The organism is Aquamicrobium ahrensii (assembly GCF_040545755.1).
Lineage (GTDB): Bacteria > Pseudomonadota > Alphaproteobacteria > Rhizobiales > Rhizobiaceae > Mesorhizobium > Mesorhizobium ahrensii.
In genome coordinates this window covers 1-20427 of the sequence record NZ_JBEPMN010000025.1, presented here as the reverse complement: position 1 = coordinate 20427, position 20427 = coordinate 1, and the positions used below count along the sequence as shown (strand labels likewise).

The 20427-nt window shown below is 62.9% G+C and carries 18 protein-coding genes and 1 pseudogene; 4 read left to right on the top strand and 15 right to left on the bottom strand.

What is annotated here, in order from left to right; translation table 11 throughout:
* The first annotated feature begins 252 nt into the window (after window positions 1–252).
* The gene (locus ABID44_RS18375) at window positions 253–2250 is read left to right on the top strand and encodes a heavy metal translocating P-type ATPase (RefSeq protein ID WP_354153128.1); all 1998 of its coding nucleotides are present in this window, start codon (window positions 253–255) and stop codon (window positions 2248–2250) included.
* A gap of 69 nt (window positions 2251–2319) precedes the next feature.
* On the opposite strand, the gene ABID44_RS18370 is transcribed toward ABID44_RS18375, so the two are convergent.
* Together ABID44_RS18370 and ABID44_RS18365 are read right to left on the bottom strand one after the other, a co-directional pair.
* The gene (locus tag ABID44_RS18370) at window positions 2320–3156 is read right to left on the bottom strand and encodes a universal stress protein (protein ID WP_354153127.1); all 837 of its coding nucleotides are present in this window, start codon (window positions 3154–3156) and stop codon (window positions 2320–2322) included.
* A gap of 32 nt (window positions 3157–3188) precedes the next feature.
* On the bottom strand, window positions 3189–3638 hold the full coding sequence (locus ABID44_RS18365; protein WP_137113946.1) for a universal stress protein: 450 nt from the start codon (window positions 3636–3638) through the stop codon (window positions 3189–3191).
* Window positions 3639–3829: 191 nt separating this feature from the next.
* On the opposite strand from ABID44_RS18365, the gene ABID44_RS18360 reads away from it, so the two are divergent.
* Entirely contained in the window at window positions 3830–5599 is a 1770-nt protein-coding gene (locus tag ABID44_RS18360) for an acetate/propionate family kinase (protein WP_137113945.1), read from the top strand.
* A gap of 123 nt (window positions 5600–5722) precedes the next feature.
* On the opposite strand, the gene ABID44_RS18355 is transcribed toward ABID44_RS18360, so the two are convergent.
* Window positions 5723–7321: an MBL fold metallo-hydrolase gene (locus ABID44_RS18355; protein ID WP_354153126.1), complete on the bottom strand. Its 1599-nt coding sequence runs from the start codon at window positions 7319–7321 to the stop codon at window positions 5723–5725.
* A 1-nt stretch (window position 7322) separates the two neighbouring features.
* Window positions 7323–9710 carry a phosphoketolase family protein gene (locus tag ABID44_RS18350; protein ID WP_354153125.1) on the bottom strand — a complete coding sequence of 796 codons (2388 nt, stop codon included), beginning with the start codon at window positions 9708–9710 and terminating at the stop codon, window positions 7323–7325.
* Window positions 9711–10031: 321 nt separating this feature from the next.
* On the opposite strand from ABID44_RS18350, the gene ABID44_RS18345 reads away from it, so the two are divergent.
* The gene (locus tag ABID44_RS18345) at window positions 10032–10325 is read left to right on the top strand and encodes a c-type cytochrome (RefSeq protein WP_009452964.1); all 294 of its coding nucleotides are present in this window, start codon (window positions 10032–10034) and stop codon (window positions 10323–10325) included.
* A 151-nt stretch (window positions 10326–10476) separates the two neighbouring features.
* On the top strand, window positions 10477–11235 hold the full coding sequence (locus ABID44_RS18340; RefSeq protein WP_354153124.1) for a universal stress protein: 759 nt from the start codon (window positions 10477–10479) through the stop codon (window positions 11233–11235).
* Window positions 11236–11323: 88 nt separating this feature from the next.
* Here the strand turns inward: ABID44_RS18340 and ABID44_RS18335 are convergent, their stop codons facing one another.
* The 11 genes and pseudogenes from ABID44_RS18335 to ABID44_RS18285 form a co-directional block, all read right to left on the bottom strand.
* Window positions 11324–12019: a VIT1/CCC1 transporter family protein gene (locus tag ABID44_RS18335; RefSeq protein ID WP_137113941.1), complete on the bottom strand. Its 696-nt coding sequence runs from the start codon at window positions 12017–12019 to the stop codon at window positions 11324–11326.
* Window positions 12016–12165, bottom strand: coding sequence for an osmotically inducible protein OsmC (locus tag ABID44_RS18330; protein WP_137113940.1), 150 nt, complete (start codon window positions 12163–12165; stop codon window positions 12016–12018). The genes ABID44_RS18335 and ABID44_RS18330 overlap by 4 nt, the downstream gene beginning before the upstream one ends.
* A 157-nt stretch (window positions 12166–12322) precedes the next feature.
* Window positions 12323–13576, bottom strand: a complete 1254-nt coding sequence (locus tag ABID44_RS18325) for an MgtC/SapB family protein (RefSeq protein ID WP_137113939.1) — start codon at window positions 13574–13576, stop codon at window positions 12323–12325.
* 528 nt (window positions 13577–14104) lie between these two features.
* Entirely contained in the window at window positions 14105–15172 is a 1068-nt protein-coding gene (locus ABID44_RS18320) for an ArsO family NAD(P)H-dependent flavin-containing monooxygenase (RefSeq protein ID WP_137113938.1), read from the bottom strand.
* Window positions 15169–15924, bottom strand: coding sequence for an arsenical resistance protein ArsH (gene arsH, locus ABID44_RS18315; protein ID WP_354153123.1), 756 nt, complete (start codon window positions 15922–15924; stop codon window positions 15169–15171). The genes ABID44_RS18320 and arsH overlap by 4 nt, the downstream gene beginning before the upstream one ends.
* Window positions 15925–15934: 10 nt before the next feature.
* On the bottom strand, window positions 15935–17029 hold the full coding sequence (arsB, locus tag ABID44_RS18310) for an ACR3 family arsenite efflux transporter (protein WP_354153122.1): 1095 nt from the start codon (window positions 17027–17029) through the stop codon (window positions 15935–15937).
* Window positions 17030–17046: 17 nt separating this feature from the next.
* A complete protein-coding gene (gene arsC / locus ABID44_RS18305) occupies window positions 17047–17466 on the bottom strand; it encodes an arsenate reductase (glutaredoxin) (protein ID WP_137113935.1) in 420 nt (139 codons plus the stop codon).
* A gap of 8 nt (window positions 17467–17474) precedes the next feature.
* Window positions 17475–17993, bottom strand: a complete 519-nt coding sequence (locus ABID44_RS18300) for an arsenate reductase ArsC (RefSeq protein ID WP_137113934.1) — start codon at window positions 17991–17993, stop codon at window positions 17475–17477.
* A gap of 11 nt (window positions 17994–18004) precedes the next feature.
* Window positions 18005–18337 (bottom strand): ArsR/SmtB family transcription factor, encoded by a 333-nt coding sequence (locus ABID44_RS18295; RefSeq protein ID WP_137113933.1) that lies wholly within the window; start codon window positions 18335–18337, stop codon window positions 18005–18007.
* A 64-nt stretch (window positions 18338–18401) separates the two neighbouring features.
* Window positions 18402–18650 carry a hypothetical protein gene (locus ABID44_RS18290; protein WP_354153121.1) on the bottom strand — a complete coding sequence of 83 codons (249 nt, stop codon included), beginning with the start codon at window positions 18648–18650 and terminating at the stop codon, window positions 18402–18404.
* Window positions 18651–19004: 354 nt separating this feature from the next.
* A pseudogene (locus ABID44_RS18285) lies at window positions 19005–20333 on the bottom strand (SulP family inorganic anion transporter); the annotation flags it as partial.
* Window positions 20334–20427 lie beyond the last annotated feature (94 nt).

The window sequence follows — 20427 nt, the reverse complement described above, 5'->3', positions numbered from 1 at the left end:
CGGCCGAGAACCGTCTGCGTGTCTTCATGCTGGATCGTCCTTTTCATCGGTCGATCCACCTTATGCCCCTGTCTCGGAAACCGGGACCACCTCACTTCCTCGCCGCGGCAGATGTCGGCTGTGGGCGGGACTGATTGGTTTGATATCGGGCCGTAAGCAGTTGCCCTAGAGATAGAAGAAAGTCATCGTCTTAATCTGTAGAGCTGGATGCGCGGATCACAGTTGGCGCCTGTTGGTTGAAAGTGAGATTTGATGCAAAGACGGTTCGCGTTCGACACTCCGGTGATCCTAACGGTGTTGACCGTTCTGGGCATGCTCCTGGCCGTAGCCGCCCTTTGGCCACTCACAGGGGTTGTTGCTGATAGATCCTCGCTCGCCGGACTTTGCCTCGTCTATCTCGCCGGTGGCCTACCGGCCGCGTGGCGTGCCCTCGAGGCCTTGTGGAAGGAGCAAATCCTTGACATCGATCTTCTGATGGTTGTGGCGGCGGTTGCCGCAGCGGCCGTTGGCGCGCCTTTCGAGGGTGCGGTTCTGTTGACTCTGTTCAGCGTTTCCACAACCCTGGAACAACAGGCCCTCGGCCGTGCCCGCCGCGCCGTCGAATCCCTGATGGCGTTGCGGCCGGAAACGGCACTGAGAAAAAAAGCGGATGGCACCGTCGCCGAGGTTCCCGCCATCGAGCTCGAAGTCGGCGACGTCGTGGTGCTGCGACCGGGCGCCCGCGTTCCCGCCGACGGGATCATCAGCAGCGGTCGCGGCTCTCTGGACGAGGCAAGCATCACCGGCGAATCCATGCCCGTGGCAAAGGATCCGGGCGCGCAGGTGTTCGAGGCGACCGTCAATCTGGACGGCGTTCTCGAGGTCGCGGTCACGAAGACCATCGAAGACAGCACCGTCGCCCGCATGATCGCGCTGGTGACGGAAGCGCAGGCAGCCAAAGCCCCTTCGGAACAGTTCAGCGCATGGTTCGGCCAGCGCTATACGGTCGCGGTCATGGCGGGGGCGGCGCTCGCCTTCGCCGCCTTCTACTGGCTCGGACGCGACTGGGAGGATGCCCTCTATCGATCCGCGACACTGCTGGTCGCCGCCAGCCCCTGCGCCATCGTCATATCGGTTCCCGCAGCGATCCTATCGGCCCTGTCGGCGGCGGCCCGTGGAGGCGTGCTCTTCAAGGGTGGCGCCGCGCTTGAAACGCTGGCGGCGGTCGACACATTCGCCTTCGACAAGACCGGAACCCTGACCACCGGCAAGGCGGTGGTGACCCGCGTGGTGGCGCTCGACGGCGACGAAGAGGCGTTCCTTTCCCTGCTGGCAGGAATCGAGGCGCAATCCGAACATCACAGCGCGGCCGCCATCAGGCAGGAGGCGGCGCGCCGGTCCGTCGTCGCGGCGGACGTGTTGAACGTGAACACCAGGCCGAGCGCCGGCATCGTTGGTGAACACGCAGAAGGGCTGCTCTGGGCCGGCAATCAGCGTCTGGTGTCGGAGATGGGAGCCTCGATCGTCCATCCGGAGCTCGAGGTCCTCGCAGCAGACAGCCAAACCGTCATCTACCTCGGAAAGGATTCGACGGTGCTTGGTGCCGTCACTGTTGCGGACGGGGTGCGTCCGACCTCCGCGGCAGCGCTTGCTGCGCTCCGACAGAGCGGCGTGACGCGGATCGTGATGATGACGGGAGACCGTCGGCCGGTTGCCGTCAGGATCGGCTTGGAGCTAGGTCTCCGTCCGGAGGAGATACATGCTGACATGCTGCCCGAGGACAAGGTCCGCATGGTCGGAGAATTGGCGGCTTCGGGCAAGGTCGCGTTCGTTGGAGATGGGGTCAACGATGCGGCTGCGCTTGCACGAGCGGATGTCGGAATCGCCATGGGCGCCGCGGGCTCGGATGTCGCGCTGCAGGCAGCAGATGTTGCGCTGCTTTCGGAGGAAATGGGCCAGCTTGCGGCAGCCCATGACCTGGCACGCCGCACCGCAACAATCATCCGGCAGAATCTGGCTTTCGCGCTGATTGCCATGGCAGTCCTGGTCACCGGCGGCCTTTTCTTCGACCTCCCCCTGCCGCTTGCGGTGATCGGCCATGAAGGCGGCACCGTGCTTGTCGTCCTGAACGGCCTGCGGCTGCTGGCGGCGCCGATGCGGCAGAATCGCAAGGAGAAGTCCGCGTCGGCAAGCAATTCAGGACATGCCCTTTCCGCGCCCGCTCTTCGTCGACAGCCTTATCGGCGGAAGATTCCGCGGCAAACAGGTTAGGCTTCCGGGCGGCCGCGACTCCGTTGCCGCAGCCTCTCCAACCGAACTCGCCACCGCCAGACGCCGCGTTCAGTGCGAAAGCAAGACGGGCATCCGAAGATCGCGCAGCACCCCTGCCGTGGCGCCGCCGAGCACGAAGTCCCGCAACCTCGAATGGCCGTACCCGCCCATGATGAGGAGCTGAGCATCGAGTTCCAGGGCGTGCCTCTGCAAGGTTTCCGCTATGGGGCAGTCCTCGGCCCGGATAGGCAAGAAGCTGGCCTTCACGCCTGCCTGCCGGAGGCCTTCCGCAAGACGAGCGCCCGCATCTTCATCCTGCAACGGTTTCTCATCCGTCACCGTGACGACATGCACCTCCCTGGCGCGTTCCAGCAGACGGGTCGCATCCGCAAGAGCCCGCGCAGCCACCCGGCTGCCGTCCCAGGCGATCGCGATGCGGTTGATCCCGTTGGCCTCTGCACCTTCGGGCACGAGAATCGTCGGACGTCCCGAGCCGAAAACCATCGCCTCGGCCAGCATCTGAATTCCCGGGATTCCGGAGCTCCAGCCAACCAGTGCGAGGTCGAAGTAGCGCGCTTCGGATGCGGCGGCTTCGCCAAGAAGCGCAGGCGCGGCCTTGAGCGTTCTGGCGGTCACCGGCAGTCCGCTTGCCTCGGCTTTCCCGCGGGCGAGGTCCATGAGCTTTGCTCCTGCCTGTGCGCTCAGCGTCTCCGCGTTGCGGATGAGCTCCGGCAGATTCATCAATACGCGCGAAAGCGCGCTGGTGACCGGAGGGACATCCGCCTCTAGCGCGACCACGTGCAGTTCCGCGCTGACCAGACCCGCTAGCGCGGCAGCATTGCGGATGGAAGCCTCGCTGTGGGCGTCGGGGTAGGTGAGGAGAGGCAGGAAAGAGCGGATCTTCATGTTGTCGGTCTTTCTGCAATTTTCAGTTGGCTTCAGCGGACGACGAGGACGGGCACCGGGCTGTGGGCAAGCACTTCCGCAGTCTGGCTTCCCAGCAACATCCGGCCGATTCCACGCCGGCCGTGCGAGGACATGACGATCAGACTGCAGCCCTGCGTCCGGGCTGTTTCCACAATCGCCTCGGCAGGCGGTGAGTCAGGCACGTGCACGACCGAAGCTTCGACACCGAGCTTGGCGGCAGCTACCTTTACGTTGGCCAGCAGCTTCTCCGCGGCGTCCTTCCGTCCCTCTTCATAGCCGGAGATATCAACGGGCAGCGGCGCCCATCCTGCTGACGAGGCGGCCGCGTAATAGGGGAACGGCTCCGTGACAGTGATCACGGTAACGCGCGCGCCAAGGATCTTGGCAAGCGAAAGACCATGGTCCACGCCCTTTTGGGCGACTTCGGATCCATCGGTCGAGATCAGGATGTGCTTGTACATGTTGCGTCTCCGTGGTGTCTCAGCGACAGACTCGGCAATGTTGCTTTCTGGCAGTCCACCAGCCCCTGATAAGCACCTGCGCTGCGATCGTCGTTGTCGAGGCGCAACCAGAAGCTTGAAATGACAGCGAGACACCCATACGCCTGCCTACATCTTACAGCGCAACGCCACGGAAAGCAGCAGGGAACGAGATGCGATTGCTTATTCTAAACGCTGGAAGCTCAAGCCTGAAATTCGGCGTCTTCAGTGCAGGTGACAACACCCGCGAGGTGTTCAAGGGTTCCTACGAGCGCTTCCGGAACGGAGGTTGCGAATACCGCTTCCGGCACGGCGAAACGCACGAGCGCGGCGCGGCCGCGTTCGCCAGTCCCAGCGACGCGTTGAAGGGCGTACCGGATGCGCTGAAGCGGTTTGACCTGGACTCGATCGATGCGATCGGCCACCGGATCGTGCACGGCGGGGCCAGCTTCTCCGCGCCGACACTGCTGGATGACGAAACGATCGAGGCCATCGCCGTGCTCACGCCGCTGGCGCCGCTTCACAATCCGGCGAACCTGGAAGCGGTCCGGCTCTGCCGCGGCTTATGGCCTGACGTTCCGCAGATCGCCGTTTTCGACACGGCCTTCCATCTCACCAATCCGGCCTTCGCGACCACTTACGCCGTGCCGGAGAGATGGCGCGCTGCCGGCCTTCGCCGCTACGGGTTCCACGGCACCTCGCACAAATATGTGGCTCACAGGGCGGCCGAGGAAGTCGGCCGACCGCTTTCGGACCTCCAGTTGGTGAGCATCCATCTCGGGAACGGCGCCAGCGTCTGCGCCGTCAACCGCGGACAGAGCATGGACAGTTCGATGGGCATGACGCCGCTGGAAGGGCTGGTCATGGGAACCCGCTCGGGAGATGTCGATCCTGGCGCCTTCGGCTTCCTCGCGCGGGAACTCGGGCTGTCCGTCCAGGAGATCGAGGACGCCCTCTACGACGAAAGCGGGCTGAAGGGGCTGGCGGGCTCGTCCGACATGCGCGACATCGAGGACAGCGCCGCAAAGGGGGATCTTCTTGCCCAGCTGGCGATCGAGATCTACGCCTACCGCGCCCGCAAGTATGTCGGTGCATACGCGGCAGCCATGGGCGGGCTCGACGCGGTCGTCTTCACCGGAGGCATCGGCGAGAACTCCCCCTCGATGCGCCGGCGCATCTGCGACGGGCTGGATTTCATGGGCCTGCAGCTCGACCATGACCGCAACATGGCCGTGAAACTCTCGGGGCCGGCAGCACCGCAAATCCAGGCATACGGGTCCCGTGTCCGCGTCTTCGTCACGGAGACAGCCGAGCAACTCATGATCGCCCGCGAGACGGCGGCAACGCTGACCGCAGCCAGGCCGACCCGGCTATTGCGGCTTCCGATCGCCGTCTCCGGCCGGCACGTTCACCTGTCCCGCGCGGCAGTGGATGCCCTCTTCGGCAAGGACTACGTGCTGGACCAGGCGACACCGTTGCGACAGCCGGGACACTGGTGTGCGAAGGAGCGGGTCACGCTCGTCGGGCCCAAGGGAAAACTTGCGAGCGTCGCGATCCTCGGGCCGCTGCGGGAGCGCACGCAGATCGAGATATCCCGCACCGACAGCTTTGCCCTCGGCATCGACGTGCCCGTGCGCGACAGCGGCAAACTCGAGGGAACACCGCAGGTGACGATCACAGGGCCGGCGGGAAGTTTTACCACGGAGGGCCTGATCATCGCCGCCCGGCACATCCATGTGAACCCAGCCGATGCGGCCAGGCTCGGAGTGGAGGACGGCGACTATGTCGGCATCCGCGTGGGCGACGAGGATCGCGGCCTCACCTTCGGCCGCACCCTGGTGCGGGTGGGAGCCGACGCGTTCACCGAAGTGCACATCGACACCGACGAGGCCAACGCGGCGGGTATAGAGGTCGCCGGGACCGGCGAACTGGTTCACATCTGAACCGATGACCGCGTTTCTTGCCGACATCTGCGGTCCGACAACGCACAAGTAGTACAACAAGGCTCGGTGTGGTTGCGCGCGCCAGCACTGCCGACAGCACCGTTGGTATTTGAGACCGGAGGCTCACTCCTGGTCTGCCTCCAAGGCTCGTCGTAGGCGACGGATGATGACCGCGCGGCTTTTTTCGTCGGCGGCAGCAGTCACGGTTTCGCTGACCTCGATCAGGAATTTCGACAGGTCATTGTGCCAGTCCAGCCGGGCGACGCTCTCGGGCTTCAGACGAAGTGGCTTGTTCAAGTCAACCTGTCGCGCGCCCTTCTGTCCGATCTGGAATGCGTCGTCGATCAACGGGAGGATTACAGAGATTTCCGGCAGGACGGCCCCTAACCGGCCCTTCAGCCCATTCAGGCCATCTTCCTCGCCATGGGTCAGGAAGATTGCATGCCTTACCGGAACGCGGTCCTTAACCCAGGACACCAGTTCGCTGGCATCCGCGTGGCCCGAATAGAGGTCAAACTGGCTGATGCGGGCCCGCACCTTGATCTCCTCCCCCTGGATGCGCACGCGCGAAGCGCCATCCAAAAGCAGCCGCCCGAGCGTTCCCTGCGCCTGGAAGCCTGCCATCAGGATCGAGGCGTTTCTCTTCCAGAGATTCGCCTTGAGGTGATGACGAATTCGCCCCGCATCGCACATGCCGCTGGCGGCGATGACCACGTAGTGTCCGTTGAGCTTGTTGATCGCCTTGCTCTGATCGACGGTTTCCGTGAAGCGCACATTCTTCGAGGCCAGAGCTCGTTTCAGGATATCCCCGTCGTGTATCTCTTCGGCGTGTTTCCCGAAAACAGCGCTTGCTCGGGTTGCGAGCGGTGAATCCACGAAAATGGAGAGATTCGCGGGAACGTCGCCGTTCTGCGCGAGCAGGAACAGATCGACGAGCAGTTCCTGAGTCCGCTCGACCGCGAAGGACGGGATGATCAGGGGGCCGTTCACCTTGGCGGCGTGCGTGACTTCCTGGCCGAGGAGGCGCCTGCGCTCATCACGGGTAACGTCGGGTCGATCGCGGTCCCCGTAGGTGGCCTCGCAGATGAGATAGTCGATGTCGCGCGGACCTTCCGGATCAGCCTGCAGGAGCTTGTGGCCGGGGCCGATGTCGCCCGAAAAGAGAATGCGAAGCGGGGGCTCACCTTGCTTGGAGGCCACTTCAATCTCGACCGAACTCGATCCCAGCATATGGCCGGCGTTCCAGAAGCGGGCGCGCACCCCATTCATGATTGTCGTCCAGGCAGCGTATTCGACCGAACGAAACTGCAGCAGACATGCAGTCACGTCCTCCAGTGTGTAGATCGGGGAGACCGTCGGACGCCCCCGCTGGGCGTTGCGTCGATTGAGGTTCTCGACCTCCATCTCCTGGATGTTAGCCGAATCCGGAAGCATGACGGAACAAAGGTCAATCGTGGCAGGCGTTGCGTGGATCGGCCCTGTGAAGCCCTTCTTCGAGAGTTTTGGAAGCAAGCCGCTGTGGTCGATATGGGCGTGCGTGAGAATGACTGCGTCCACCGTGGCGGGGTCGAACGGGAACTCGCCATAGTTTAGCGCCTTCTCCGACTTGGAGCCCTGAAACATTCCGCAGTCGATGAGAAGCCGTCGGTCGCCGACCTCAAGCTCGTAACAGGAGCCGGTCACGCCATGCGCGGCACCGTGGAAGCTCAGCGTTGGTTGCATGTCAGTTTCCCGCCTTTGCTTCAGTCGCGGGAGGCCAGTTCCAGTCCCGGATCTGTGGCATGTCCTCGCCGTGCTCGCGGATATAGCGAGAATGCTCCTCAAGCGAATGCTCGCAGGTATCGATCACCCGGTTGCCGTCGGCGCCAAGGTCCTTCAGACGCCTCACCGCGGCCATTGCCAGATGGAAGCGGTCGATCTCGTTCATGACCGCCATGTCGAAGGGCGTGGTCGTGGTGCCTTCCTCCTGAAAGCCGTGAACGTGGAAGTTGTCGTGATTGGTCCGCTTATAGGTCAGACGATGAATGAGATATGGGTACCCGTGGTAGGCGAAGATCACGGGCTTAGCCTTAGTAAAGAGCGCGTTGAATTCCTCGTCCGTGAGTCCGTGCGGGTGGGTCTTGTGGGATTGCAGGGTCATCAGGTCGACGACATTGACCACTCTGATGCGAAGACCGGGCAGTTCGCGACGGAGCAGATCGACTGCCGCAAGTGTCTCCAGTGTCGGCACGTCGCCACAGCAGGCCATCACCACGTCAGGCTCCTGGTCCGCCGGACAGGTGCAGGCCCACTCCCAGATCCCGGCGCCCGCCTTGCAATGGCGTTCCGCCTCGTCCGCAGTCAGCCATTGCGGCTGCGGCTGCTTGCCGGCCGTGATCACGTTGATGCGGTTCCACGTCCTCAGGCAATGATCGGTGACCCAGAGCAGTGTGTTGGCGTCGGGCGGGAAATAGAGCCGCACGATGTGCGCTTTCTTGTTGGCGACGAAGTCGGCGAACCCCGGATCCTGGTGGCTGAAGCCGTTGTGGTCCTGCCGCCAGACGTGGGACGTCAGGAGATAGTTCAGTGATGCGATGGGCTTGCGCCAGGGCAGTTCCGCCGTGACCTTCAGCCACTTGGCGTGCTGATTGACCATGGAATCGACGATGTGAATGAAAGCTTCGTAGCAGGAGAACAGGCCGTGCCGCCCGGTCAGCAGATAGCCCTCCAGCCAGCCCTGGCAGAGATGTTCCGATAGAATCTCCATGACCCGGCCCTCGCGCGCCAGGTGCACATCATAGGGTTCGATCGTCTCCATCCAGACCCGATCCGTGACCTCGAAGACGGCATCGAGCCTGTTCGAGGCGGTTTCGTCCGGACCCATGAGACGGAAATTCCGGGCCTCGGCATTGAGGCTTATCACCTCGCCCAGATAGGCGCCCATGAAGCGGGTCGTCTCGGCGATGGTTTCGCCTGGTCGATGGACATCGACGGCGAGGCTCTTCCAGTCCGGCAGGACTAGGTCCTTCTTCAACACTCCGCCATTGGCATGCGGCAGCGCTCCCATGCGCTTGTCACCGTCGGGAGCAAGCGAAGCGAGTTCCGGCAGGAGGCGACCGTCGCCATCGAACAACTCCTGCGGTCGATAACTGCGCAGCCAGTCTTCGAGGATCTGGCGGTGGGCGGCATCACCCCGCGCGTTGGATACCGGGACCTGGTGCGATCGCCAGAAGTCCTCGACCTTCTTCCCGTCGACTTCCTTCGGTCCGGTCCAGCCTTTCGGGCTGCGCAGGACAATCATGGGCCAGCGCGGCCGCTCGCCGGACCAGTCTTCAGCGCGGGCCTGCAGCTGTATCTCGCGGATACTGTCCATCGCCCTGTCCAGGGTATCAGCCATGGCCCGGTGCATCGGAACAGGGTCCTGACCCTCGACGAACAGCGGTTCGTAGCCGTAGCCCCGGAAGAGGTCCCGGAGTTCCGCGTCCGCCATCCGCGCCAGCAAGGTCGGGTTCGCGATCTTGTAACCGTTGAGGTGGAGGATCGGCAGAACCGCGCCGTCCACCTTTGGGTTGAGGAACTTGTTGGAGTGCCAGGCTGCCGCCAGCGGTCCCGTCTCCGCCTCCCCGTCGCCGACGACACAGGCCACGATGAGGTCGGGGTTGTCGAAAGCGGCGCCGAAGGCATGGACAAGCGCGTAGCCGAGTTCGCCGCCTTCGTGGATCGAACCCGGCGTCTCTGGGGCGACGTGGCTGGGTATACCGCCAGGAAACGAGAACTGGCGGAACAGTTTTCGCAATCCGGCCTCGTCCTGCGTGATCTCCGGATAAATCTCGCTGTAGGAGCCCTCGAGATAGGTGTTCGCCACCATCGCCGGTCCGCCGTGGCCGGGCCCGCAGATGTAGAGGACGTCCGTATCCCGCTCCTTGATGACGCGGTTCAGGTGCACATAGACGAAATTCAAGCCAGGTGTCGTTCCCCAGTGGCCGAGAAGGCGTGGCTTAACGTGTTCGGCCGCAAGAGGCTCTCGAAGTAGGGGATTGTCCATCAGGTAGATTTGGCCGACAGATACGTAGTTGGCGGCTCGCCAGTAGCGATCAAATAGACCGAGTTGGGTGTCACTTACGTCTGCCATCCTGAAGTCACTCCACGCTCGCATACCGACCAGTAATTAGGCCATCGCTTCCCGACCCTAAGGTAAGCTTTGTCCCACGTTCATCTTGCTGGGTACGTCCGTCGGCCTCCTGTACGCTGCGTGTCGATTACTTGTACAACAGCTCAAGGACGTGCGACGTCTGAGATACCGCTGCGATTTCTCCGAGCGTTGATCGAAATCAACACAGGAAGCTTATCAAGGTGATTGTCAATGAACAGGTAGAACTCTTTCGTGCTACGAGACTGAAATCACGATCAGGGAGCTAGGTCAGTGTCCGAAAGGTTGGTCAAAATAGTCGGAATGGCAATTCTTGTCGGCCTTGTCGCGACGTCGGCCGGGGCAGACAACATTGCCGAGGGAAAGGCGCTGGTGGAACTCAACTGCGCGCGCTGCCATGCCGTGGATCGAACCAGCGAGAGCAGTCATTCCGACGCCCCACCATTCAGGACGCTTTCGCAGCGCTACCCCATTGATGCGCTCGAGGAAGCATTTGCCGAAGGCATCTCCACGGGGCATCCCGACATGCCCGAATTCGTTGCAACACCGGAACAGATCCAGGCTATCCTTGCCTATATCAGCAGCCTCGGCGACTGAAGCTCGGCCGCCCAGGCCTCAATGCAGGAGCGATAGCGCTGCAAAACGATAGAACTGGAAGGACATGGCCATGGAATCATGCCGTCTGCGAAGCCTCCTTGTTGGCGTAGATGCGGATAGCTCCGCGTCAGCTCCGGCGTTGACCCGTGCAATGGACATGGCCTTGGCTTATCGATCGACGCTCACGGTCTACGTGTTCGCTCCAGACTTGCTGCAGCCATTCCCGCTGACGCTTGGCTCCTCCTCGATCTGGATTGCACAAGAGAAGGACCGGATCGAACAGGCATCTGAAAAGGCGATGCGGTCGGTTCGCCAGCTTGCAGCTGAAAAGGACGTGGCTGTGGCGCTTGAACATGCCCGCTCGCCCTTCGAAGGGCGCTACCAGCGCTTCATCGCATTGGCACGTGTTCATGATCTGACAATCCTTCCGGCGGCCGAGCCATCACGCTCGTGGGACCGTCCGGCGATCGAGCACGCGATCTTCGACACTGGCCGACCCGTGCTTGTAACCCCGAAAGAGAGTCGGCCAATAGCAGCCAAGGTGGCCATCGCCTGGGACGGGAGTGCAAGAGCCGCGCGCGCGGTTCGTGACAGCCTCGACTTGTTGATGATGGCCGATCAGGTCAGCATCGCGACCGTCCTGGACACCAAGGGATCGGAGGGACTGCAATCGGCCGATGAGCTAGGCAACTATCTCAGGCTCTACGGCATTGAGGCCAAAATCGCGGTGGTCGCGAATCCGCAGGGCGACGACGAGGGCGAGCCGATACGCTCGTTTCTTGCCAGCGAGCAGATGGAACTTCTGGTCATGGGAGCATTCGTGCATTCGCGTCTGCGTCAAACGATATGGGGCGGGATGACCCGCTCGATACTCGAAAACTGTCCCGTTCCTGTGATGATGTCCTATTAGGCCGGAATCGGTTCAAGCTAATCGTTCAACTGACTAGCGCTCGCGATCAAAGGTCAGTTGTTGGTCCGATGCCCGCCGCCAGCATCGCTCACACGGCCTGACCGACCAGCGCGCCGATTCCTGCGGTGAGCCCCATCGCCAAGGCCCCCCAGAAAGTGACCCGCCATGTGGCCCGCATGACGTTGGCTCCGCCCGCCTTTGCGCCGATGGCTCCCAAGAACGCTAGAAACAGCAGCGAGGCGGCCGACACCGCCCAGACCAACGAAGCGGCCGGCGCCAGAAGCACCATGGCCAGCGGCATCGCCGCGCCGACGGCGAAGGTCGCCGCCGACGTCAATGCCGCCTGGATAGGACGGGCCGTTGTCGCCTCGGAGAGTCCGAGCTCATCCCTTGCGTGGGCGCCAAGTGCATCCCTGGCCATCAGCTGTGCGGCAACCTGCTGGGCAAGCTCATCCGACAAACCGCGTCCGACGTAAATCTGCGCGAGTTCATTCTTCTCAAATTCAGGCTGTGTTTCCAGTTCCATCCGTTCGCGAGCGAGGTCGGCTTGCTCTGTGTCCGACTGCGAACTCACAGACACATACTCGCCTGCCGCCATCGACATTGATCCGGCGACCAGCCCGGCGATTCCCGCGACAAGGATCTCCGAAGTCCCCTGTGCCGCGGCGGCAACGCCGACGATGAGGCTAGCCGTGGAAACTATGCCGTCATTTGCGCCGAGCACGGCCGCCCGCAACCATCCGATCCGCGAGACGAGATGCTTCTCTGTGTGCAGCCTGCTCATGCGACCGATACCAGCATCAGTTCTTCGGGGTTGAAGGCATCAGTTTGACCAGCGGGATCCGTTTCAAGGTGGATCTGCGCGGTCTTTGCCGTTGCGATAGACCCGTGGGCATTCACCCGGCGGGGTTCGACCTTGTATTCGAGCATCACTCAACCTCTTTCCTAAGCACGACAAGTGCGACGCGCGCCGATCATCGTGTACTTCAAAAGATTGCCGAAGATGTTGATCTGAATCACCCCAAGGCGCGCGTCAACGGCCGAGGTTGATGGTCTGCTCAACTGAGCCGGAGCCCGCCCCATCCTGTCAGACGGCCATCCCGAGCCAGCAAGCGACACCGGCCGCCGCGGCCGCGGCCAGCGTGATGATGGCAAGCGGCAGAGAGAAGCGGACGGGGCCGGCAAGGATCGACAGGAACAGCCTGCCGATTGCATTTGCGGCGAGCGCCACCAGCACCGCTCCGCCCACGGTGTTGATGGCTGCCGTCTGCTCGACAAGACGCAGTGCGCTCAACACGGCGACATCGACATCGAATGCGCCCGACACCGCAGAGGTCATCAGAAGTCCGCCCTCGCCGAAGCGGCTGGCGAGCGCCGCACTCGCGGTTGAGACGACCGCAAATGAAGCGGCGAAAAGAAGCAACGAGGCGAGCTCAAACGGATTGCGCTCGCCTCCTTTCTCCCTTGTCGGATGAACGCCGTTGCGAACCAGCAACACAGCTCCGCTTGCCGCGAGGACCATCGCGGCGGCGAGCGCGGGCACCACGATCCACCCTAGAACCTGCGGTGCGATTATCGCGACGATAACCAAGACTCGCAGGATCGAGACCAGCGCTGCGAGCCCCGCGGCCCCGGCGAGCGGCAACGCATTGCCCTCTGCCTTTGCCATGCGGGCCAATGCCACCGTCACCGCAGTCGACGACACGACGGCACCTGCGAGCGTACCGACGAGCAGGCCACGTGTCTGGCCAAGAACTCGCACCGCAACGTAACCGCCAAAGGAAATTGCCGCGATGACAACCGTGAAGAACCAGATTTCGAACGGGTTCAAGCCGCCCCAGGGATCGATCGCCCGATCGGGCAGCAACGGCAAGACAATGGCCGTCATGACAGCGAGGATCATTGCCGAGCGGAGTTCGATCCAGGTCAGGCGCCGCAGCAAATCGTGCAGCACCTCCCGGCTGGCGAGGACGGCGGCGAGTGCCGCGCCGCCGGCAGCGGCAGTACGCGTGTCACCGACCACGGCCAGCGCGCCGAGGGCAAAGACGATCAGGCCAGCCACGACGCCCGTCACGCTGAAGTTCTGGTCGTGCTCGGCTTCGCGCGCCGAGAACCACGCGAAGATCGCGGCGAAGCCGAGGAAGCCAGCGATCAGCACCCCGGAGCCTAGCGCCTCGGAGAGCGCAGCAAAGATTCCACCGAGCAAACCAACCAGCCCAAACGTCCGGAGACCAGCGGTGCGGCTGCGGTCGGGCGCGTCACGCTCGCGCCAGCCCCGCTCCAGGCCGACCAGCAGGCCGATAGCAAGTGCGAGGCCGAGTTGGGCGATCAACTGGTCCATCTGCGTCAGCCGGCAAAAATCGGTAACTGGTCACGTGCCCAGCGCGCGATGAGGCCCGACGACACAGAGCCCGAGGTGCGCCCAGTCTCGTAGCCGCGGTGATCCAAGGTCTGGATACTGCGGATACCAAGCTTGGAGACTACCTCACGTTGGACACCGGAACCAGGCCGACCGAGTGGGTCGGCGTCGACCGGTACAGGGAGGCTCCCGAACAACTTCACGTCACACGTGCAATAGCATGCGAGGTATTCGAACATCCACCGGACCTCGCTCTCTGTGCGGTTATTGACGAATGCTCTCCATTGTATCGACCCTGTCGTCAAGCGTTCCGTGGCTCGCGGTGAACGAGCATGCACCCGAAGCTGTTTCGTGGGGTTGGAACGCCGTAGGCACCGTATCCCTGGTGACCGACGGTTCCCGGTCGCTTGGTCGCAGCGATGCGGCGACACAAAAAATCTCGAGCCCGCAGTTCGTTGTCGCGCACGCAGGACACCGGCCCGGAGGAGCCGGCAGGGCGCCGCTATTTCCTCAGATGAAAGATGCGGGCATCTGAAGGGCAGCCTTGATGCGAGGTGCCAGTTCCCGGGCCGTGCGGCCCGCGCCGATCAACGTTGCTGACGCGGCACCCGTCCAGTTTCCATATCCCTGCAGCCAAAGCCGCGGTTCCTCGACCGCACGTTGATCGACCACTTCGATGCGTCCATCAGGGCCGACCACGCCAAGCGACCGGAGGTGCCCTGTCGCCGGACGGAATCCGGTGCACCACAGGACGGCGTCGACATGCGTCTCCGTTCCGTCCGCCCACAAGACACCGTCGATCGTGAAGCGGAGGAAGGGGCGGACCGATTTCAGCACGCCGCGGTCGCGCGCTTCTTTCACCGGCGGGACCATGACGATGTCACCCAAGGTCGTGGTTGAAGCCTGGTCGAAGTCACCGCGCACGCGCGCGCTAGCGCGTTCGAACAGGACGCGCCCGTCGACGTCGTCTGGCAGGAAGACAGGGTCCTTCAGGGTGACCCAGACCGTCTCTGCGAGCGCGCTGACCTCGGCGAGGATCTGCGCCCCGGAGTTGCCGCCGCCAACAACCAGCACCCGCTTGCCAGCGAAGGGGATGGGACTGCGATATTCTGCCGAATGGAGCTGACCGCCGCGGAACAATTCGCGGCCCGGATGATCGGGAATGTAGGGTGCGCTCCACGTTCCCGTTGCGCTGACGACGGCCCTCGCGGTGAAGGTCCGCCCGTTCCTCAACTGGAGACAGAGCCGTTCGGGGTCCCGTTCCACGGTTTCGACGTGACAAGACCGCTCGATCGGAAACGCATAGCGTTGCTCGTAGCGCGTCAGGTAATCGATCACCTCGTCTCTGCTCGGGAAGCCGTCAGAGCGGCTCGGCGGCATCGGCCAGCCGGGAAGCGAACTGTAGGTCGCCGGCGAGAAAAGATGAAGCGAGTCCCAGGCATGAAGCCACGCGCCGCCCGGGCGGTCTTCGGCATCGAGCATGAGGAAATCGATTCCCGCGCGACGAAGATAATAGGCAACGGCGAGGCCCGCCTGCCCTCCTCCGATCACGACGACATCATGATCCCCTTCATTCATGCGGAGCGCTTCTGTGGCATGGTCGCGATCGTGGAAAGATCCGTCGCCGCATCGATCGTCTTCCCTGCACCTTTCCTCTCCGAGTAGCGGTCGACGAGCCGAGCCGCATGCGGCCGGGTGAGAATGGTGAATCGGACCAGTTCCTCCATCACGTCGACGATGCGTTCGTAATAGTCCGACGGCTTCATGCGTCCGTCTTCGTCGAACTCCTGATAGGCCTTGGCGACGCTCGACTGGTTGGGGATCGTGATCATCCGCATCCAGCGGCCGAGCAGCCGTAGCGTGTTCACGGCATTAAAGCTCTGCGAGCCGCCGGAAACCTGCATTACCGCCAGGGTCCGACCCTGTGTCGGGCGGATGCCGCCCATGTTCAATGGCAGATTGTCAATCTGCGCCTTCATCAGCCCAGTGATCTGACCGTGCCGTTCGGGACTGCACCAGACCATTCCCTCCGACCAGATCGCATGCTCGCGCAGTTCCCGGATAGCCGGATGATCGTCGCCTGCCACCTGGTCGGGAAAAGGCATGTCGAACGGATCGAAGATCCGCACCTCGGCACCGAAGAAGCGCAGCAGGCGCCCAGCTTCCTCGGTGGCAAGCCGGGAGAAGGAACGCGGCCGCAACGAGCCGTAAAGCAGCAGGATTCGCGGGGCGTGCTCCTCCGGCCCCAGTCCGAGGCCGGGCCGCTCCGCGACAAACCGGGCATCGAGCGCCGGCAGATGGTCGGGATCATCGAGTTCGCGTAGCCTCATGGTGTTTCTCCTATGACCGGGCCGTCGCGGCGGCCGGCATGGTATCGGGCGCGGTGTCGGGAAACCAGCGCCTGCCCATCCTGAGCGCGACATGCACGAGCAGGACGAGCACCGGGACTTCGACCAGTGGCCCGATGACGGCTGCGAACGCCACCGGGGACGCGAGGCCGAAGGCGGCGATGGCGACCGCGATGGCAAGCTCGAAATTGTTGCCGGCAGCCGTGAAGGCAATCGCCGTCGTGCGAGGATAGTCGGCCGCGATCAGCCTGCCCATCAGGAAGCTGATGACGAACTGGACGACGAAATAGATGACCAGCGGCACGGCGATCAGCAGAGCGTCCGATGGCAGCCGCATCACGTCGCCGCCCTTCAGGCTGAACATGGCGACGATGGTGAAGAGCAGCGCAACAAGCGTGATCGGGCTGATCCTGGGCAGGAAGATGCCCTCGTACCAATCGCTCCCCTTACTGGAGATCAGGACGCGCCGCGTCAGGTATCCGGCGGCGAAGGGGATGCCGAGATAGATCAGGACAGCCTCGGTGATCGTCCAGAAGCCGACGTCGACAACGCTGCCCTCCAGCCCGAACAGCGGCGGCAGGATGGACAGGAAGAACCAGGCATAGGACGAGAAGAACAGGATCTGGAAGATCGAATTGAAGGCGACGAGGCCGGCCACATACTGGTTGTCGCCCTTGGCCAGCTGGTTCCAGACCAGTACCATGGCGATGCAGCGCGCCAATCCGATCAGGATCACGCCCGTCATGTATTCCGGGTGGTCGCGCAGGAAGAGCACGGCGAGCGCGAACATCAGCGTCGGCCCGATGATCCAGTTCTGGACCAGCGACAGGACCAGCACGCGCTTGTCGGCGAAGACGCGGTGCAACTCCTCGTAGCGCACCCGGGCGAGCGGCGGATACATCATCAGGATTAGGCCGATGGCGATCGGGATGTTCGTCGTGCCGACCGACATGGCGTCGAGCGAGGCCGGAAGGGTCTCGAAGGCGGTTCCGAGGAAGACGCCGAGCGCCATCGCCGCGAAGATCCAGACCGTGAGGTAGCGATCGAGGAAGGACAGCCGGCGTGCCGGAGGTGTTGCGTTCGACATCGGAATTCCTGTGGTTGTCAGGCGAGCCTGTTGCCTGCCGCATCGGTCACCTGCTCGCCGTCTTCCTTGGCGAAGGCGCCCTTCTGGGCAGGTAGGAGGTCGAGGACCGTCTCGGACGGGCGGCAGAGCTTCACGCCCTTCGGCGAGACGACCATCGGTCGGTTGATCAGGACCGGATGCTTCTCGATCGCGTCGAGCAGCTGCTCGTCGGTCAGGGCGGAATTGCGGAGGCCAAGCTCTCCGAAAGGCGTGTCCTTCTCGCGGAGGATGTCGCGGAGGGATGCGCCCATCCGCTCGACAAGCTGCCGCAGCAACGTGCGCGATGGCGGCGTCTTCAGGTACTCGATGACATGCGGCTCGATGCCAGCATTGCGGATCATCGCCAGCGTGTTGCGCGAGGTCCCGCATTCCGGGTTGTGGTAGATGATCACGTCCATGCCGGGTCTCATGCTGTTGCAGCCGCCGAGACTTCGAGCTCTCCGATCTCGCGCAACCTGGACTGGAGCGACATCCGGTCGATGGAGGCGAGCGGCAGCGAGAGAAAGGCTAAGATGCGGTTTGAGAGCTGCCGATAGGCATCCGCGAAAGCCAAGTGCTTCTCGGCATCCGTGCCTTCAGCGGCCGCGGGATCGGGAATGCCCCAGTGCGCTGTCATCGGCTGTCCGGGCCAGACCGGGCAGGATTCGTTCGCCGCATTGTCGCAGACAGTAAAGACAAAATCCATTTTAGGCGAACCGGGCCTCGCGAATTCGTCCCAGGATTTCGAGCGCGCGAAAGACGTATCCAGCTTCAGGTTCTGCAGGAGTTCGAGCGCGAAGGGATGCACTTCGCCTTTGGGCTGCGATCCGGCGGAGAAGGCGTTGAAGCGACCGGTGCCGAGATTCCTCAGGATCGCTTCGGCGAGGATGGAACGGGCTGAGTTCCCCGTGCAGAGGAAGAGGACGTTGTAGGGTCTGTCGGACATAGAAAACGCTCCTAGCAATCGCAGGTGACGGCATTGATGACTGGACGGCAGAGTTCCGGCGCGCCGTTGCAGCAGTCTTCCATCAGGTACGCGAGCAGGTCACGGAATCCGGTCATGTGGGCGACGTAGCGCACGGTCCGGCCATCCCGCTCGGGTCGGATGAGCGCAGCATGCGTCAGGATCTTGAGATGCGAGGACGCCGTGTTCTGAACTGCGCCGACCCGTGTCGCAATCTCACCCGCTGCAACCCCTTCTGGCCCCGCGCGCACAAGGAGGCGGAAAATATCCAGGCGGGTTTCCTGTCCCAGCGCGGCCAACGCGGCAAGTGACGTTTTCTTGTCCATAAATCTGCCCTTCTCGATATATCGACGCGCAGTGAATAGCATGAGACGCTTCCGACGAAAAGGCCTAGTTTGCTTCAAAAGAAAGACAGGTCCCCGGCTCGACGCGTTCGATGCCGGGCGGTAGCAGTGCGATCCCCTCGGCTTGAGAGATCGCCCGCAGGCTGGCCGAAGAGCCGCGCCCCAACATTGCCAGGTGCGGCAGCTCGTCCGAGCCTCCCGGGCAAGCATTCCTCCTCAGTGTCGCGCGGGCGACTGAGGCGCGGGTCGCTGCACAGGCGACCGCCACGCCGCCGCGCGCACTGATGTTCCGCATCGAGATCAACACCTATCACGGCTTCGCCTAGACGATAATGAAGAGCCAGGGCCACCTCATCTGCACCAAACAAGGAGTGTCTCTCCTTCTGCCCGCCAAGGCCTGGGCGCATCTCACAGGCCTCAAGGGCAACGCCCGATCGGCACGGCAACGAGAGCTGTCCGACACGGACGGCACGCTCGCCTTCGGCTACGTTTCACCAGACCGTGGCTCATTTCCACTCGAGGGGACAGAAAACGCATTTCGTGACACACAAAAATACCGCTCGAACGGTCAATACTAAGGATTCGTGGATCGGTTGACTTGCTGGCTGCGACAGTCGCGGTGAGGGGTGCCCGCACGGTTGCATTGAGTTCATCTCGTGCTTGGCCGATCAGTTGTGTCCAGGCATCGCAGCGCGTCATACTGACTGAGGAATACCTTGCCAGTCAGGCATTCGAGGAAATGGGTCCGCTTCAGCCTGTCCATCACTGGCCCCTTGACTTCCGACAGATGGAAAGTGATGCCCGCGTCGTTCAGGCGATGATTGATCTCCTCAAGGCTTTCGAGCGCCGAGGCATCGATTATGTTCACGGCCGAGCACATGAGCACGACATGTTTGAGCTGCGGCCGCTCGGCGACAAGCGCGGCGATACGATCTTCCAGATAGCGGGTATTAGCGAAATAAAGGCTTTCATCAACCCGCACGGACAGGATTTCAGGTGATGTTTCCACCACATGGCGCTCGACATTGCGGAAGTGCTCGGTGCCGGGCACTTGGCCGACGACGGCCATGTGCGGGCGCGAAGTGCGGTAGAGATGGAGCAGCAGCGATAGCACAACGCCCATAACGACGCCGATCTCCACGCCGACAAACAGCGTGCCGAGAATGGTCACGGCCATGGCCGAGAAGTCGACCTTGGAATATGCCCAGACACGCCGGATGGCGCCGACGTTCACCAACGATAGGACGGCGACGATGATCGTTGCGGCAAGCGTCGCCTGCGGAAGGCTGGCGAGAAGCGGCGTGAGGAACAATGTGGCGAGCGCGATGCCGATGGCGGTGTAGATGCCGGCGGCAGGCGTTTCAGCACCGGCGTCGAAATTGACGACCGAACGGGCAAAGCCGCCCGTGACCGGATAGCCCGACGAGATCGCCGAGGCGATGTTGGCCACGCCAAGCCCGATCAGTTCCTGATCCGGCACGATGCGCTGGCGACGCTTGGCGGCCAGCGTCTGCGCGACCGAGACCGATTCCACGAAGCCTATCAGCGAGATCAGGAGAGCAGGGACGGCGAGCATGCGGATGAGTTCGAGATCGAAGACAGGCAAAGCAGGGACGGGCAAGCCTTGCGGGATGCCGCCGACGAGCGCGACGCCCTGCGGGCCGAGGTCGAGCATCGTTGCGGCGAGGATCGTCGCGGCAACGGCCGCAACCGGTCCGGCCTTGGTCGTGATGTCGGCCATGCGCGCCGAAAGGCCGAGCGCGACTAAGACGCGCTTGAGGCGCAGTCGCACGAAGTAGAGAAATGCCAGCACCGACGTGCCCATGGCGAGCGTCGGCAAATTGATCGAGCCGATATTCTCGACGAGGCCGGTCGCGATCTGCGGCAAGGTGTGGCCGCCGGCAGGGATGCCAAGCAGATATTTGAGCTGGCCGGCCGCAATCAGCAGTCCCGAGGCGGTGATGAAGCCGGAAATGACTGTCAATGACCGTGGAATCGGGACCCTGCGTTTTCGCGTAAAAGGGCCCCCGGCTTGAGCTGATGAAGGGCACACCGGTTAGCGCCCGATCAGG

What these genes read in the sequence shown, in the direction of transcription:
- ABID44_RS18375 (WP_354153128.1), top strand. Translation starts at nt 253, where the DNA reads ATGCAAAGACGGTTCGCGTTCGACACTCCGGTGATCCTAACGGTGTTG.
- ABID44_RS18370 (WP_354153127.1), bottom strand. Translation starts at nt 3,156, where the DNA reads ATGAAGATCCGCTCTTTCCTGCCTCTCCTCACCTACCCCGACGCCCAC.
- ABID44_RS18365 (WP_137113946.1), bottom strand. Translation starts at nt 3,638, where the DNA reads ATGTACAAGCACATCCTGATCTCGACCGATGGATCCGAAGTCGCCCAA.
- ABID44_RS18360 (WP_137113945.1), top strand. Translation starts at nt 3,830, where the DNA reads ATGCGATTGCTTATTCTAAACGCTGGAAGCTCAAGCCTGAAATTCGGC.
- ABID44_RS18355 (WP_354153126.1), bottom strand. Translation starts at nt 7,321, where the DNA reads ATGCAACCAACGCTGAGCTTCCACGGTGCCGCGCATGGCGTGACCGGC.
- ABID44_RS18350 (WP_354153125.1), bottom strand. Translation starts at nt 9,710, where the DNA reads ATGGCAGACGTAAGTGACACCCAACTCGGTCTATTTGATCGCTACTGG.
- ABID44_RS18345 (WP_009452964.1), top strand. Translation starts at nt 10,032, where the DNA reads ATGGCAATTCTTGTCGGCCTTGTCGCGACGTCGGCCGGGGCAGACAAC.
- ABID44_RS18340 (WP_354153124.1), top strand. Translation starts at nt 10,477, where the DNA reads ATGGACATGGCCTTGGCTTATCGATCGACGCTCACGGTCTACGTGTTC.
- ABID44_RS18335 (WP_137113941.1), bottom strand. Translation starts at nt 12,019, where the DNA reads ATGAGCAGGCTGCACACAGAGAAGCATCTCGTCTCGCGGATCGGATGG.
- ABID44_RS18330 (WP_137113940.1), bottom strand. Translation starts at nt 12,165, where the DNA reads ATGCTCGAATACAAGGTCGAACCCCGCCGGGTGAATGCCCACGGGTCT.
- ABID44_RS18325 (WP_137113939.1), bottom strand. Translation starts at nt 13,576, where the DNA reads ATGGACCAGTTGATCGCCCAACTCGGCCTCGCACTTGCTATCGGCCTG.
- ABID44_RS18320 (WP_137113938.1), bottom strand. Translation starts at nt 15,172, where the DNA reads ATGAATGAAGGGGATCATGATGTCGTCGTGATCGGAGGAGGGCAGGCG.
- arsH (WP_354153123.1), bottom strand. Translation starts at nt 15,924, where the DNA reads ATGAGGCTACGCGAACTCGATGATCCCGACCATCTGCCGGCGCTCGAT.
- arsB (WP_354153122.1), bottom strand. Translation starts at nt 17,029, where the DNA reads ATGTCGAACGCAACACCTCCGGCACGCCGGCTGTCCTTCCTCGATCGC.
- arsC (WP_137113935.1), bottom strand. Translation starts at nt 17,466, where the DNA reads ATGGACGTGATCATCTACCACAACCCGGAATGCGGGACCTCGCGCAAC.
- ABID44_RS18300 (WP_137113934.1), bottom strand. Translation starts at nt 17,993, where the DNA reads ATGTCCGACAGACCCTACAACGTCCTCTTCCTCTGCACGGGGAACTCA.
- ABID44_RS18295 (WP_137113933.1), bottom strand. Translation starts at nt 18,337, where the DNA reads ATGGACAAGAAAACGTCACTTGCCGCGTTGGCCGCGCTGGGACAGGAA.
- ABID44_RS18290 (WP_354153121.1), bottom strand. Translation starts at nt 18,650, where the DNA reads ATGCGGAACATCAGTGCGCGCGGCGGCGTGGCGGTCGCCTGTGCAGCG.